The sequence below is a fragment of the Candidatus Microthrix subdominans genome (genome assembly GCA_016719385.1).
GTDB lineage: Bacteria > Actinomycetota > Acidimicrobiia > Acidimicrobiales > Microtrichaceae > Microthrix > Microthrix subdominans.
This window is the reverse complement of the sequence record JADJZA010000001.1, coordinates 838534-852811: the sequence shown is the minus strand read 5'-3', so window position 1 is coordinate 852811 and position 14278 is coordinate 838534. Positions and strand designations below refer to the sequence as shown.

The following is a 14278-nucleotide window of genomic DNA, read 5'->3' as shown; positions in this document are numbered from 1 at the left end:
GTTCTTTCGTCGTGCGTTCGGTGCATGCGTCGTCCGCGCGTCACCCTAGGGGCCCACCTGTCGAAGTTCGGCAGCGTCGTTCGTCGCCGTTGGCGTAGGATCGCAAGACGTGGGGACGACAGCAACCGTCTTGGCAGCTGCAGCGCTGGTAGCGCTTGTTGCGGCCGTCGCCTGCCTGGTCCAACTTCATCGCGTGGCGCCCGACGTGGCACCGTTGCATGACCCGGTCAGCGACTACGGCGCCGGCCCGCACGCTGCGTGGTACCGCGCTCAGGTCGTTTTGGTCGGGCTCGCGTCCGTCGCCATCTGGGTTGGGTTGCGGTCGGCGGATCTCGACGGCGACGGCAGCACCTGGCTGCTCGTCTTCGCGATCAGCCGCGTGCTGATCGCCGGGTTCCCGACCGACCTGCCCGGGGCCGAGCGGACCAGCACCGGCATCATCCACAACCTGCTCGCGGCCACGGCGTTCGCGGCCATCGCGATCGCAGCCAGCAGACTCGGAGGCGGACTCGCGGACAGTCCGTCGTGGGTCTTTGCCGGCTCGTGGTTCGGGTGGCTGGGGGCCTTGGTGGCGATCACCGCCGTCGCGCTGGCGGTCGCCTGGCTTGCCCCCTGCATCTTGCGCACCTACTTCGGCCTGGTCGAGCGGTGTTGGTATGCGGCGATGTTCGCCTGGCTGGTGGCCACGGCGATTGGCCTGCTCGTCGGCTGAGCGGCCCTGAGACCGCTCGTTGACGCACGCCCATCGGTGATGACCGCCAAACCGCGTGGGCAGCGCCCCGCCACGATTGGGCTTCTCATACCCCCATGGGTATGGTCAGGACCCGACCTCTGAGACGCCCGCGACGGAGTGATCATGGCCGAAACCCCCACCACCGCCTGCCCCAATTGCGGGACGCCCGCCACAGACCAAACCCACTTCTGCGCCTCGTGTGGGACCGAACTGCCGATGCAGGTTGAGCCCCAGGTGGACGGCGCAGCGCCACGAGCGTGGTGGGTCATCGGCGGGGTCGCAGTGGCTCTCATCATTGCGGGGATCGCAGCGGTTCTCCTGCTCCGCAATGACGGGTCTATCTCCACCGAGGACGTGGTCGCCGAGCCCGGTGCCACCGAGACAACCCTTTCGACGACCACCGGGGTGCCGCCCGGCGACGCCCAGCCCGGCGCAGGCGACACCGAAGCGACGCAGGCGCCGACCTCCGAAGATGCAGCGGCGAGCACCGCCCCCAGGCAGTCGCCGACGACCAAGGGTTCGCAGGCGACCACAGCCGCGCCGAGCCCGACCACAGCGCCAACGACCGCACCCGAGGCGGCTCCGACCGACCGAAGCGAAGTGGCCGCTGGACTCGTCGGTGAGGCCATCGAGAACTGCGGAGGGCTTGGCTTTGTCGACACCATCAAGGGTTCCCCGACCGGCAACGACAGCATCTACAAGGTTGAGGCCCGCTTCGTGTGGGACGATTCCGACCCGTTCACCGCCTCCTACACCGTCGACGTCGACTCGGGCAGCATCACCGCCGCCGATTCGGAGGCGGCGTACCTGGCCTGCCTGTGACGGGCAGTTCCACTTCGGTCGCTCAAGTGCGATGATCGAATCCATGCTCGACCATCTCTCCATTCAGTGCTCCGTCAGCGGTCTGTGGCCGCGCCGAACCAGGCGGTAAGCGCCGCGTGCAGATCGTCCTGGCCGACGTCGCCGGTCCAGGCGACGTAACCGTCGGGGCGGATCAGCACTGCGGCGGGAGCCGGCACCTCGCCGATCACCGGCAGCTCCCACGCCCCGCTGTGCGTGGCGACGACCACGGTGACCCGATCGGCCCACACCCCGGGGTCGACGTCGCCCGAGCCGGCGAGATTCAATAGGACCGGCCGGGCCTTCTGGAGCAGATCGAACACCCGGATCCGTCCGTCGGCGGTGTCGAGTTCCAGGTCGGGCATCCGCCGTCCCACCAGCGGGTGGCTTCCGCCCAGGTCGTAGTGGACGTCGAGGCCGGACAACATGGCGGCCACGTGGCGACGTGGTTCGTCCATCTCGAGCAGTTCGCCCATCGCGTCACGCAGCGCCTGGTGCCGATCATCGGCCTTGGCGAGCGCCACCTGGACCATCGTGTTGCGCAGCACCCGGGTGCCGACCGGGTGGCGCTCGGCCGTGTAGGTGTCGAGCAGGCTGTCCGGTGAGATGCCGTCGACCACCTGGGCGAGCTTCCAACCCAGGTTGACCGCATCCTGAACGCCGATGTTGAGGCCCTGGCCGCCCTGCGGCGGGTGGACGTGGGCGGCATCGCCGGCCAGCAGCACCCTCCGGTCGCGGTAGGTCGTCGCCTGGCGGGTCATGTCGGTGAACCTGGAGATCCAGTCGGCGCTGCGCAGGCCAAAGTCGCTGCCGTACACAACCTTGAGTGCGGCGCGCAGGTCGTCAAGGTCGGGGCGGCCCTCGCCGAGCTCCCGTTCGGTCAGCACCACGCGCATCAACCCGTCGTTGCCGCTCGGGCCGATGCCATGGGTGCCGAGGCTGTCGTGGCGCATTCCCACCTCGGGTTCGCCGTCCATCACCACCTCGGCGATGACCCAACTGGTGGCTGCGTCCAACCCGACAAAGTCGATGCCGGCGGCCGTCCGCACCGTGCTGCGGCCACCGTCGCATCCCACCAGATACTGGCTCCGCAGCCGCCGACCGTCGGACAGTTCGGTCGTGACGCCCCCGTCGACCTGGACGAAACCGGCCACGTCGGTCTGGCGGTAGGACGGCACCCCGAGCTCGTCGATCCAGCCGGCCAGGATCGGCTCGAAGTCCTTCTGCCACAACGCCAGCACGTAGGGGTGACGGGTCGGGAAATCGGTGATGTCCAGCCAGAACCCGGAGTAGCCGAGGGCCGGGTGCGTCTGCCCGGCCTCGACGAACCGATCGACGATGCCGCGCTGGTCGAGCACCTCGAGCGTGCGGGCATGCAGCCCACCCGCCCGGGAGCCGTCCAGGCTCTGGTCCGCCCGCCGTTCGACGATGGCGACATCGACGCCCGCAAGGGCCAGTTCTCCCGCCAGCATCAATCCGGTCGGCCCACCTCCTGCAATAACCACCGCATGCTCTCGCGCCGACGCGTCGTGTTGGTTCATCAATCGCTCCCCTGTTCTACCGGCCGAGCTGACTGCCATCGCCCGGTGGCGCTGCTGGTCGGCGCGCCCGGATCGGGCTCGCGGTGAGGTTGACGAAACCAGAAATCTGCACTTGCTACAAGCCCCCCGATACGCCCTACATTGAGAATGGCGAGACCGGCCGACAGCGGGGCGCACCCATGGCATGCGCCGCGTGCAACGGGACCGGTCAGAGACCCAGCGCAGCCCGCAGACGTTCGGGGCTCATGCCGACGTCACCCGCTTCCAGCTCCGGGAACGTCGCCAGCAGCCGTATCAGCTCTTCGCGGGCGATCGGGTCGGCGGCCGCATCGCGAGGCGTCCGGCCACCCAGTGCCGGAATGGGGCTGTCGAGCCACTCCGCTTCGTAGTTCGCCATGTGTGCTTCCATCGCGGCCCGAATCTCAGGGTTGGCCAGCAACTCGGACTGATCGGGCAGAGCGGGTGCGTCGCTTGAGTCGATCTCGTCGAGATCGACCACCTCCGTGCTCAGATGGACGGCGTCCGGCAGGTGCTCGGCGACCAGCTCGACGAGTTCTCCGGCCCGTTCGGCTGAGTTGACGTTGCCCTCGATCGTGTCGCCGTCCAGCCGGAGCGATGCGACCACCGCACCCGATTGGTTGGCGGTGTCGCGCACGAGCGTCCAGGCCCCTCCTGCATCGGTGAAGCCCGCCCGGGTGAGCGCAACGGTCACGTCGGAGTCGTCGGGCAACGACCAGGTGATCGTGGTTGGCTCCATGTCCTGGCCGTCGGTGTTTCGCATGACGGGCGCTCGATGCATCGAGCCGAGTAACGCAACCAACGCATCAGGATCCTTCTCGTCCAGCACCGACAGGGCGTCCTGGACTAAGTCCGGCCGCAGTCCCATGAAGCCTGAAAAGGCGCGGTAGATATCGCCTACCGGCAGCGGACGGCCAATCAGGAGCGTCCCGGGCGTCGACGCCGGGCCATCCTCCACGTTGACGACTTCGATCGATTCGCCGGTGGCGAGGTCACGAACCACGATGACGTCCGGACCAGTCGACTCGACCTCAAACACGCTGCGGTCGACCAGTTGCCACTGCTGGGCCAGAAGCATCTCATCGTCTGGCAGGGTTGATCGCCGACCGTCGAGGAAACGCTGACCGAGGTGCTCCTCGTGAAGCACCATGTCGGGGATCATCGGCGCCTTAACCATCTCCACCCAGCGATGGGGCTCGTCCATGGCACCGGTCATCGCCCAGGCGAGCGAGTCGATCGATTCCTCTTCCTGCTCCCGAACGAAACGGACCATCTTGTGGTAGAGCCAAAGTGAGCGGTCTCCGATCGGGTGCAGCTCGCGCCCCAGGTGACACACCTTGTACTTGCGGCCCGATCCGCACGGGCAGCGTTCGTTTCGACGCGCCATCGGCCTCGGCTGGTTGTCGGCCCACACCTCCACCTCCTCGTTGAGCTCACCGATCAACTGCCGATACCCGAAGGACAACAGGGCCATCCTGGGGAGGTCGTCGGCCAGCCGCTCGGCCGCCGTCAGAAGCCGCCTGGCTTCCTTGGCCTGGCTGCGCTCGATGGCGAGCCGGGCCCGGTCGATCAACACCGGCAGGTGATCGATGTCGGAGGGCAGCCCATCGAGCAACACGGCCGCGTCATCAACGTCGCCGCTGACAAGCTGGCAGTGGGCGACCAGCCAACCTGCGGCCCAGCTGGTCGGGTCGTCCTCGAAGACCGCAGCGATCGACTCGGCCCATCCTCTGGCGGCGTCGCACATCTCGGCACCGGAGCATTCGGAGGCGACGATGTTGGCGACCGGCTTCCGCTCGAGCAGCGCCTCGAACAACGCAGGGGACATCTCCTGATCCTCGGAGGTTGTCCCAAACGCGATCGGGCTCCCCCCACCGTGAAGCCTGATCGCCCCCAGCAGTATCTGCGCCGCCAGCGCGTCCTCGGCATCGACGCCCCACCGAACCATGGCCAGACGTTCGGCCTCTGCGGCGGCGAAGGTCTCGGGATCAAGGTCGGCGGGCACGACCCAGGGCCGCTCGAAGCGCAGACCAGCTGCGGCGAGCAGGTCGGCCGACGGCGCCAGCGGGTCGCCCACAAACAGCGAACCGTCAGCGCGCAACGCCTCCTGGAGCAACGTCGACACCTCGCTCCGCGGGACGTCGACCAGTTCGTCGCGGTCATGGGGTTGGTACTGCTGAACCTCTGCAACAGCGTCGAACGCCGCCCGCACGGCAGCGGCACGAGCGGGTTCAACCGGGGGCGGATCGGCGAGCCGCTCGATGACGAGCGCTCCCTGTCGGACGCGAAACGCCACCCACGAGTCGGCGAACTGGTTCAGCCATCCTTCGGGGCCCACCAGGACGTCGGTGTCGACATCGTCGATGAGCCAGCCGTCGCTCTCGACGGCGCCGATCCGCTCACCGGTCTCATCGAACAGGTCGACCGGGCATTCCACGAGCCACCACCCGATCACGTCCAGCGTCGGGTACATCAGGAGGTAGTCCTCTGCGGCGGTCTCGGGGTCGATCCACACGCTGAACGCCACCCCCTCCGTCAGGCCGGGGAGATACCCCACTGTGTCGCCCATCTCGAAGAAGCGGGTGTCGCCCTGGATCCCGCGCTCGAGGGTCTCCGCTCCAATTCGATACCCCGCCTCGACCAGCCGATCCTTGAGCTCGGTGCGGGGGACCACCCCACCACCGATCACCTCGGCGAGGGCGGCACCAACATCTTCGTCACTCATCACCATCGGGCCAGCATGGCACCATCGCGAGCATGCCCACGGCACGTCGGCGCCCACCCTTGAGGCCTTTCGTACAACCGGGCAACAAGCGGCCCCTACCGCTACTCGATCTCGAGCATGCAGAGCTCGGGCGAGGCGTCCAGCCAGGCTTGGCCCCCGACCGGAATGGTCAGGATGGGGTCGGTGTGGCCGAAGTCGAGGTTGGCGACGATCGGTAGCTCGGCGAGACGCCGGTTGGAATCGATGATGTGTTGGAGCTTCGACCGCGTCATGCCCACCTCGGCTTGAAACCGGCCGATGAGTACTCCCCTGACGCCCTCAAATCCGGGTTGGTGGCTCAACGAGGTGAGCTGGCGATCGAAGTTCTCGGGGAACGACAAATAGTCGTCCTCGAGGAACAGCACTGAGCCGTCCAAACCCGGCATGTGTTCGGTGCCCTGCAGGAGACTGAGCGTGCTGAGGTTCCCGCCGATCAGCTGGCCTGAAGCTTCCCCAGATGTCAGGACCCACGGCCCGTCTGTCGAGCGCTCGGTCCTGTCGTCCTGATCGAGATACCAGGCGTCGTCGGTCCAGCGTGCGGAGTGGTCAACCTGACGGCGGGCCGGGTTGAACAGCGCGTCGACGAACCGCTGCTGCGTGCCCTCGAAGTGCCGCTCCATGCCGAACGTCGAGTAGTGCGGGCCGGAGTAGGTGACCAGCCCGGTGTGGGCATACATGGCGCAGGACAGCGCCGTGATGTCCGAGTAGCCGCAGAACACCTTGGGGTTCGCAGCGATCAGATCCCAGTCGATGAACGGGAGCATCTGGTTGCAGTTGTAGCCCCCGATGGCGGTCAGGATTCCATCAACCGTGGGGTCCGCAAACGCAGCGTGCAGGTCGCTGACCCTGTGGTCGATGGTCGTCGAGCCGAACTCGTCGCTCTCCTCGACGTGAGCCCCAAACGACAGGGTGAGCCCCATCTCGGCAAACCGTCGGTTGGCGATGGTGCGAGTCCCCTCCGAAATGATGGCCAGTGATCTCGACGGGGCGATCACGCGGACGTGGCTGCCATGAGCCAGCGGTTTGGGTTTCACGGACGCTCGATGCACGGCGTCATCCTCACACGCGGCATCGGCAGGCGGCACGCAATTTGGGAATCACTGAAAGGCGCCCGCCTTCGGCCAGACTCGTGCCGTGACTCAGTTCATCAAAGCGCGACGCCACGAGCGTCGCTTCAGCACGGAACGCGCAGGTGCGTCTGGGCGGGCGTTCGCATCCGAGCGGCTACGGGCATTCGTCCGGCGCGTGGCGGCACATCTTGCAATCACAACGGCGGTAGCGATCTCGCTCGGCGCGCTTGTCTTCCTTCTACCCAGCCAGTTCGACGCGGTGAAAGGGTTCGCGTTCGGGGCATGGACCGCCTTCGTCATCACGTCCGCCTACAACTGGTGCATGATCGCAAGTGGCGCTTCTCAATCGATGATGGGCGAACAAGGCGAGGTCTGGACCGATGGGGAACTCCGGTCACTCCGAAAGCGGGGGTGGCGGGTGGTGAATCACCTCACGCTGAAGCACGGCGACATCGACCACGTCGCCATCGGGCCAGGCGGGCTCATGGTCATCGAGTCCAAGTGGAACAGCTCACCGCTGGCACTCGACGGGACTGATCGCTGGGTCGGAAATTGGGCCGACCAGGCGAGGCGCAACACCGACGACGTGAAGCGGTTTATCGGCTGGGGCGCACGGGCAGACGCACCGATCAGCCCCCTCCTCGTCGTCTGGGGCCCTCACGTCCGGCCGACCACTGACGAATTTCATCGCGCCGACAACGGCGTCACCATCGTTGCCGGCAAGCGGCTACGTCAGGCCCTCGACGACCTCGCCGACGAGCGCACGGATCGAGACGAAATTGAGCGCGCCTACGCCAAACTCGCCGAGCACGCCGAGCGCCGAGATCGTGCGGACATCGAGCGCGATGGGCCCAGACCCCGCTCGGCTAACGAGATCATGACCCAAGCGGCGCTGCTGGCGTTGACGGGCTTGGCTTCAATGATGGCGTCCGCATTCGCCCTCCGTCTTCCTCTATGGGCGTGGGTTCCCGCCGCCATCGCCATCGTGGCTCCTGGCATCGTGGCGACCCGTCGTCCAAGCGTGAGGCGCTTGGGGGTCGCGTGGCTCGCCGGCTTCGGAGCGACAGTTGTTCTTCTGATTGCCGTCATCATCACCAACCTCGGATAGCGACTGGCCAGGGGCGCCACTTGGCGCCATCATTTGAGCTGCATCTAGGAACCCGGCAGGATTCAGAGACTCTGGAGGCAGCTTGAAAGCGAACGACACCTCTTCTTCTGCACGTGAGGATCAGGTGCAGAGGTGGCGAGTTATGTCACCTGCCGAAAAATCGGCATGCGTCGATGCGCTCAACCGTGACGTCCATCTGATGGCGGAGGCCGGAATACGTCGGCGTTACCCGACAGCGTCCGATCGGGAGGTCTTCCTTCGATTGGCAGCTTTGCGAAACGGCCGAGATCTCAGCATCGCAGCGTACGGCTGGGACCCCGACACCGAAGGCTGGTAGCGCTGGGCCCGTTTGAGCACGCTGTTGCGATCGGCGCGGCATTGGATGCGCTCGAAATCCCCTGGGTGCTCGGGGGTTCAACGGCTGGCTCGCTTGTGGACGAACCCAGGTCGACCAACGACATCGACGTTGCCGTCCGGCTGCCTTTGCGAGTGCACGGAAGTGTTCCAGGGCGGTACCGTGGGCTCATGTCGATTGACTCGGTCCTTCGTGAGGCGTTGACCCTGCCAAGCCGGGAGCGCTCCGAAGTTGTAGCCAAACTGCTCGCCAGCCTCGACGACGAGGCAAGCCATGACGATCTTGACGGCGTGCGTGCCGCGTGGTCAGAAGAACTCGAGCATCGGGCTCGCTTGGCCCTTTCAGGCGAGGATCCGGGAGAACCCTGGTCGGTCGTTCGAGACCGGGCTCAAGCCAAACTTGCACGGTGACGAGCTCCGATCTCTCGGTTTCCCTACCACGTTGCCTACATCGTTGCGGATGACCCAGCTCGAATCCTGGCCATCGCTCACGACCGTCGTCGGCCCAACTACTGGGCGTCTCGGGCGACCTGGTAGCAAGGTCACGTCGCCGGATCGGCCGTCGACCTGCCGCCTGACGACTGCAAGAAGTCCGATGAGTAGGTCTGGCGAGCAGGTCTACGCGAGCTACGCAGTTGCCCTCGCTGAGCCGACGAGCACGATTTGGGGACTGGATCAGCCGCGGCCAACTACCGTCCGATCGAGCTCGGCATTACCCATCACCTGAGCATGGAGCCGTGCGTCCTCGGTCAGTAGTCGATGTTCGACCGAGTCGATGCAGCACGAGCTCAAGCGTCTGTCTTCGCAACTCGACGCTCGCTGCGCCAACTGCGTCGGCCCGAGCGACGTGTTCACAGACCACGGCCGACGTGTCGAGCATCAACGCCACAGAGCGTCTCGGTCGGACCGCGCGACAACGTCGGCGGCTTTGGCCTCGAACAGTTCCTCGTACAAAAACGCAGGTGCTCCGGCAGAGAGTCGTACTCATCAGCTTGGCTTGCGTGGGAGCGGTCGCCCGCCGGGCGTTCTCGGGCTAGACCTACAGGTCTCATCCACCGACGAAGGACAGCCGTTGAGCGACAGCAACTTGAACGACGAGGGACCGAACCCGTTTGTCACGAACATCGAGGCCGACACGCTGGCCAACGACAACTACCGCACCACCCGCTGGACCGGGTCCAACATCCAGCTGACGCTGATGAGCATCGAGCCGGGCCGGGACATCGGCCTTGAGGTCCACGAACATGGCGACCAGTTTCTGCGGGTCGAAGCCGGGCGGGCACGGGTGCAGATGGGCCCGACCGAAGATGACCTGAACTTCGACCGCGAGGTCGGCGACGACTGGGCGATCTTCGTGCCGGCTGGGGCTTGGCACAACATCACCAACATCGGAGACGAGCCGCTCAAGGTCTACGCGATCTACGGACCACCCGAGCACCCCCACGGCACCGACCATGCAACGAAGGCCGAGGCCGACGCGGACGAGCACCACCACCACTGAGTCCGACCGACATGTCGGCTGTGCGCCTGGGCGCCCGTCTGCCGACCGCGGGTACCGGGCTGCTCGGCTGAAGCGATGAGGCTGAGATGACCGGGAACCGGCGCGGCTTCGGCGTCGAGCGGGGGTGGCGTCGGTGAACGACCCGGAGCGGGAGGGACGCGACGTGCAGATCCTGCTCGACCGGGTGGCCGAACAACCCGAGGCGGAGCTCGACGCAGCGGGTGACCCTAGGGCCGGCATGATCGGAGCGTCCTACGGCGGCGGCATCCAGCTGACGGTAGCCAGTATCGACTGCCTGGTGGACGCCCTGGTGCCCAACATGGCCTGGCACTCCCTCAAAACCAGCCTGTATCCGACAAGATGGTCAACGCGGGCTGGGCCGGCAAGCTGGTGAGCTGTCTCACCAGCGAGGGCAACACCGACCGGGTGACCGAAGCGACGACCGCATGGCTGGACCGCTACCTGAAGGACGACACCTCGGTCGACCTGGGCAGCCCAGTGGAGATCGTCGACCAGAACGACCAGCACTGGGTGGGCGACGACTATCCAACCGCCGACCAGCCCGGCTCTGGGACGGTCAGCGGTAGCTCCGACGGCTCGACGCTGAGGCTGACCGCCGACAGCCAATCCGGGCCGCTCCCGGACGGCGCGGGAAAGGGCCTGCTCGGCGGGCTCGTCACCCCGCTCACCCCGTATCCCGTGGCGGCCGACCAGGCGGTTGAAGCCAAGGTGACCGCCGAAGGCGAGGTGCTGGTCGTCGGTGCCCCCAAGCTGGCGATGACCTATTCGGGCACTACCCGGGCGAGGGCCTCCACCCACGTGTTTGCGCAGCTGGTCGACCCCGAAACCAACACGGTGGTCGGCAACCAGATCACCCCGGTACCGGTGACCCTCGACGGCGAGGAGCACACCGCCGAGGTGGACCTGGAGGTCATCGCCCAGCACATGAAGGCCGACTCCTCGCTCACGTTGCAGGTGGTGGCCTCGACGGGCGCCTTTGCCAAGCCCGAGCTCGGCGGCGAGATCGACGTGTCCTCGCTGGACGTGTCGCTTCCCACCACCACGGAGCTCACCGAGGCGTAGCGGGTTCAGACCGGTCGTCCGACGCTCCCAGCATACCAAATCCTAAGGCACTCTAACTTTAAACTTAGGATGCCTTAGGGTTCGATATACTTGCGGGATGGACCCGCGCAACAACCCGTACAACCCAGGGGCCGGCCTCCGACCAGTCGCTCTCGCTGGACGGGACAGGGACATTGAGGCGTTCGAGATTCTCGCTGACCGGGCACAGAGCGGGAAGTTGGCGCGAAGCGTCGTGTTCACCGGACTGCGGGGCGTGGGAAAGACGGTTCTGCTCGGCGAGCTCGCCGGCAGAGCGTTGAGTCGCCGGTGGCTCGTCGTCCAGATCGAAGCGGAACCAACCCGGTTCGATAAATCGTTGGCCACCGGGCTGGCCAACGGGGCCCGACGTAATCGGGGGTGGATGTCCAAGGCAACGGAGAACGCCACCAACGCTCTCGGCTCGATCACGTCGTTCCAGGCCACGGTCGGCGCTTCTGGGCTGTCCCTTGGCTTCGACCGTGTTCCGGGTCGTGCCGACACCGGCAATCTTGCACACGACCTGGTCGACCTTGTCGAGGCGATTGGTCAGGCGGCAAAGGACGACGGCACAGGAGTCTTGTTAGTCATCGACGAGATGCAAGAGCTCACGAAGAAGCAGATGTCTGCTGTGTGCAGGTCGTGCCACAGCGCCGGACAGCTGAACTTGCCGTGGTTCGTCATCGGAGGTGGCCTGCCCAACCTGCCCACTCAATTGGCTGAGGCAGAGTCATACGCCGAGCGGCTGTTCGACTACCGACTTGTCGACAAGCTGTCCCCAACTGACGCCCGAGTTGCCTTGCTGGATCCGGCAACAGCCGAGGGGGTCGAATGGGATCAAGGCGCCGAGCAGTTCGTCCTGGACGAGGCGCGTGGCTACCCGTACTTCCTGCAACAGTTTGGGAACACAGTGTGGAACGCGGCTGTCGGCCCATCGCTGATTTCATTTGACGACGCCGTAGTGGGTGTTACAGACGGGCAGGACAAGCTCGACGAGGGGTTCTATCTGTCGCGCTGGGAGCGCGCCACCAAGAGCGAACGCAAACTTCTCGAAGCCATGGCTCTCGACGATGGTGCGCCCTCAAGGATTGGTGACGTGGTCAAGCGGATGAAGAAGAGGTCCCAAAGCGACATCGGCCCGGCACGAGCAAGCCTTATCAGCAAGGGCATCACCTATTCGCCAGAGCACGGCATGCTGGCGTTCACCGTCCCGGGAATGGCCGATTACGTTCGACGCGTCAAGAGCAGCTGAATTCTCCGGCCCCCGCTTTGAGCGCCCACCCTGGCATGTGGCCAAGAACCGCGAAGACAAGACCGGCGTCATTCTGGCCGATCTCCTCGTCCGGACTGACGTCGACTCCTACGTGCTGGGTGGCCCTAGCCTGGGCGCCAGAGCGATGGCGGTAACGGCCCAAGCCCTTGGTAGCAATCCGGACGGCCCGAAGATTGAGGAAGCAAGCGAACGTCACGCTGCTTTGAGACTCGCCCTTCGCACAGCTTGCGCTCTGGCCGGATCATCTCGTCAGAGATCCGGATTGTGCCGCCGTGCCGCTCGTCTACGCGTTGGCTCCCGTTGGACCGACGAGCACGACTTGAGGGCTCGACCAGCCCTGGCCAACCACCGTCCGGTCGAGCTCGGCGTTACCCATCACTTGAGCGCGGAGTCTGGCGTCCTCGGTGAGTAGGCGATGTCCACCGATGATCGAAGCCGCAACGATCCACTTGTCGTTGTGTGACAGCTTTCTGCTGGTGCAGGCCGAGAGACGGCCGAAGCACTCTGCATCCACTTCGGACGGCCCCGGAGTTCGACCGAGCCGTTGCAGTACGAACTCGAGCGTCTGCCTTCGCTGATCGGTGCTCGCTGCGTCGACTGCCTCGGCCCGAGCGACCCCCTCTTCGAGCTCGGCAAGCGTGGCGATGTGGATCAGCGGAGTCGCTCCGGTCGAGCGGACAGCGTCGCTGACCCCGGGAGTCTTCCGTTCAAGCCAGCCGAGCACGGCCGACGTGTCGAGCATCAACGCCACAGAGCGTCTCGGTCGGACTGCGCAGCAACGTCGTCGTCCTTGGCCTCGAACAGTTCGTCGTACATCCCGGTGTCGACAGCGGGCAACCGGTCGGCGTCTGCGAGAAGCCGTTCGATCTCCTCGACCGGCTCGGGCACCCGTAGCTCTGCCACCCTGGCCCCGCGCCGCGTGATGAAGACCTGGTGCCCGGAGTCAAGGGCATCAAGAAGAGAGTTCGTGTCATTTCGAAGCTCACGTATCCCAAACTCTTTGACGGCCACCAACAAAATGTAGCACCTGAAGAGCGCAGGTGCTACCGCCGACGGAGGTGCCGGACGTCCTTCAGTAACGGCGCCGCAGCGCCACCTCACCGAGGATTGAGCGCCCAAACCGGCCGAGGTGCGTCCATGAGCTCTCACGACTTGGGAGCACGGCAACAGGATGACCTCGGGTGATTCGACCACCATCCGTAACCACGCCGCGTTCATCGGGTCGGTCGCCCACCTACAGCGCGGCGACCACAAGCAGTCCGAGTACGGCAAGGTGATCCTGCCCCTTACCGTGCTGCGACGGCTGGACTGCGCGTTCAAGCCCACCAAGCAGGTGGAAGCAGTTTCGATGGGCAGGTGGGCTCCGTCCGATCGTGAGCAAAGAAGCGCAATCCGAGCGACGACCTCCTCGCCTGCATCCGTCCTTCACACCCTCGACAGGTCAGCATCGGCCTTGGGCGGACCTTGTGGATTGTTGCCCAGGTTTCGTCCGTCACCAAGCTGGCATCGACGGTCCCCAGCTTCGGGTGCACGGCGGTCAGCGGCATGCCTGCACCCGCTTCCAAGCAGCAACCGACTCCAACGGAATAGTATTCACCTCAGCGTACCAAGGGGGAGATGGCGTGGAAGCCACATTGGAACGGCTCAAGCGGCCGACATCGGTCGATGACTTGCGACGCCTCGGCATGGAGGTCCGAACCCACGCCGAGATGCTGGACGAGGAGAGCCTCGCTCAACCCCACATCGACTACGAGCTCGCACAGAAGATCGCCTCGGCGATCAACAGCCTCATCGACGACGCTCCGGCCCTCGATCCGTCCCAGCGTGAGAGGCTCGGCGCGGTTGCGCGCTACTTCGTTCTCACGGAAGACGAGTCTTCGGACTTGGCCCCTGACGGGCTCGTCGACGACGCCTCGGCCGTTCGTGAGCTCTGCTTGGACCTCCAGCGTCCCGATCTGGCTTCCAGCATCTGAGCCAA

13 protein-coding genes and 1 pseudogene are annotated in these 14278 nt (G+C 65.7%); 9 read left to right on the top strand and 5 right to left on the bottom strand.

Annotated features, from left to right (window positions below; translation table 11 throughout):
* Nucleotides 1-109: 109 nt before the first annotated feature.
* Together IPN02_04015 and IPN02_04010 are read left to right on the top strand one after the other, a co-directional pair.
* A complete protein-coding gene (locus IPN02_04015) occupies nt 110-712 on the top strand; it encodes a DUF998 domain-containing protein (protein MBK9296038.1) in 603 nt (200 codons plus the stop codon).
* A gap of 144 nt (nt 713-856) precedes the next feature.
* The gene (locus IPN02_04010; GenBank protein MBK9296037.1) at nt 857-1555 is read left to right on the top strand and encodes a hypothetical protein; all 699 of its coding nucleotides are present in this window, start codon (nt 857-859) and stop codon (nt 1553-1555) included.
* Nucleotides 1556-1629: 74 nt separating this feature from the next.
* On the opposite strand, the gene IPN02_04005 is transcribed toward IPN02_04010, so the two are convergent.
* From IPN02_04005 to IPN02_03995, 3 genes and pseudogenes are all read right to left on the bottom strand, one after another.
* Nucleotides 1630-3114 (bottom strand): FAD-dependent monooxygenase, encoded by a 1485-nt coding sequence (locus IPN02_04005; protein MBK9296036.1) that lies wholly within the window; start codon nt 3112-3114, stop codon nt 1630-1632.
* 208 nt (nt 3115-3322) lie between these two features.
* Complete coding sequence (locus tag IPN02_04000) at nt 3323-5857, bottom strand: SEC-C domain-containing protein (protein ID MBK9296035.1); 2535 nt, start codon at nt 5855-5857, stop codon at nt 3323-3325.
* Nucleotides 5858-5958: 101 nt separating this feature from the next.
* Nucleotides 5959-6897, bottom strand: a pseudogene (locus IPN02_03995) (LD-carboxypeptidase).
* Nucleotides 6898-7030: 133 nt separating this feature from the next.
* Here IPN02_03995 and IPN02_03990 point away from each other — a divergent pair.
* The 6 genes from IPN02_03990 (at nt 7031) to IPN02_03965 (ending at nt 12279) form a co-directional block, all read left to right on the top strand.
* Nucleotides 7031-8074, top strand: a complete 1044-nt coding sequence (locus IPN02_03990) for an NERD domain-containing protein (GenBank protein ID MBK9296034.1) — start codon at nt 7031-7033, stop codon at nt 8072-8074.
* Nucleotides 8075-8599: 525 nt separating this feature from the next.
* A complete protein-coding gene (locus IPN02_03985; protein MBK9296033.1) occupies nt 8600-8839 on the top strand; it encodes an addiction module protein in 240 nt (79 codons plus the stop codon).
* A 661-nt stretch (nt 8840-9500) separates the two neighbouring features.
* Nucleotides 9501-9929 carry a cupin domain-containing protein gene (locus IPN02_03980; protein ID MBK9296032.1) on the top strand — a complete coding sequence of 143 codons (429 nt, stop codon included), beginning with the start codon at nt 9501-9503 and terminating at the stop codon, nt 9927-9929.
* Between the two features lie 133 nt (nt 9930-10062).
* On the top strand, nt 10063-10323 hold the full coding sequence (locus tag IPN02_03975) for a hypothetical protein (GenBank protein MBK9296031.1): 261 nt from the start codon (nt 10063-10065) through the stop codon (nt 10321-10323).
* Nucleotides 10290-11012 (top strand): hypothetical protein, encoded by a 723-nt coding sequence (locus IPN02_03970; GenBank protein ID MBK9296030.1) that lies wholly within the window; start codon nt 10290-10292, stop codon nt 11010-11012. The genes IPN02_03975 and IPN02_03970 overlap by 34 nt, the downstream gene beginning before the upstream one ends.
* Before the next feature lie 97 nt (nt 11013-11109).
* Nucleotides 11110-12279 (top strand): ATP-binding protein, encoded by a 1170-nt coding sequence (locus IPN02_03965; GenBank protein ID MBK9296029.1) that lies wholly within the window; start codon nt 11110-11112, stop codon nt 12277-12279.
* A 304-nt stretch (nt 12280-12583) separates the two neighbouring features.
* On the opposite strand, the gene IPN02_03960 is transcribed toward IPN02_03965, so the two are convergent.
* Nucleotides 12584-13042, bottom strand: a complete 459-nt coding sequence (locus IPN02_03960; protein MBK9296028.1) for a hypothetical protein — start codon at nt 13040-13042, stop codon at nt 12584-12586.
* The gene (locus IPN02_03955) at nt 13042-13311 is read right to left on the bottom strand and encodes a type II toxin-antitoxin system Phd/YefM family antitoxin (GenBank protein ID MBK9296027.1); all 270 of its coding nucleotides are present in this window, start codon (nt 13309-13311) and stop codon (nt 13042-13044) included. The genes IPN02_03960 and IPN02_03955 overlap by 1 nt, the downstream gene beginning before the upstream one ends.
* Before the next feature lie 611 nt (nt 13312-13922).
* Between IPN02_03955 and IPN02_03950 the strand changes: the two genes are divergently transcribed.
* Nucleotides 13923-14273, top strand: a complete 351-nt coding sequence (locus IPN02_03950; GenBank protein ID MBK9296026.1) for a hypothetical protein — start codon at nt 13923-13925, stop codon at nt 14271-14273.
* Nucleotides 14274-14278: the final 5 nt, after the last annotated feature.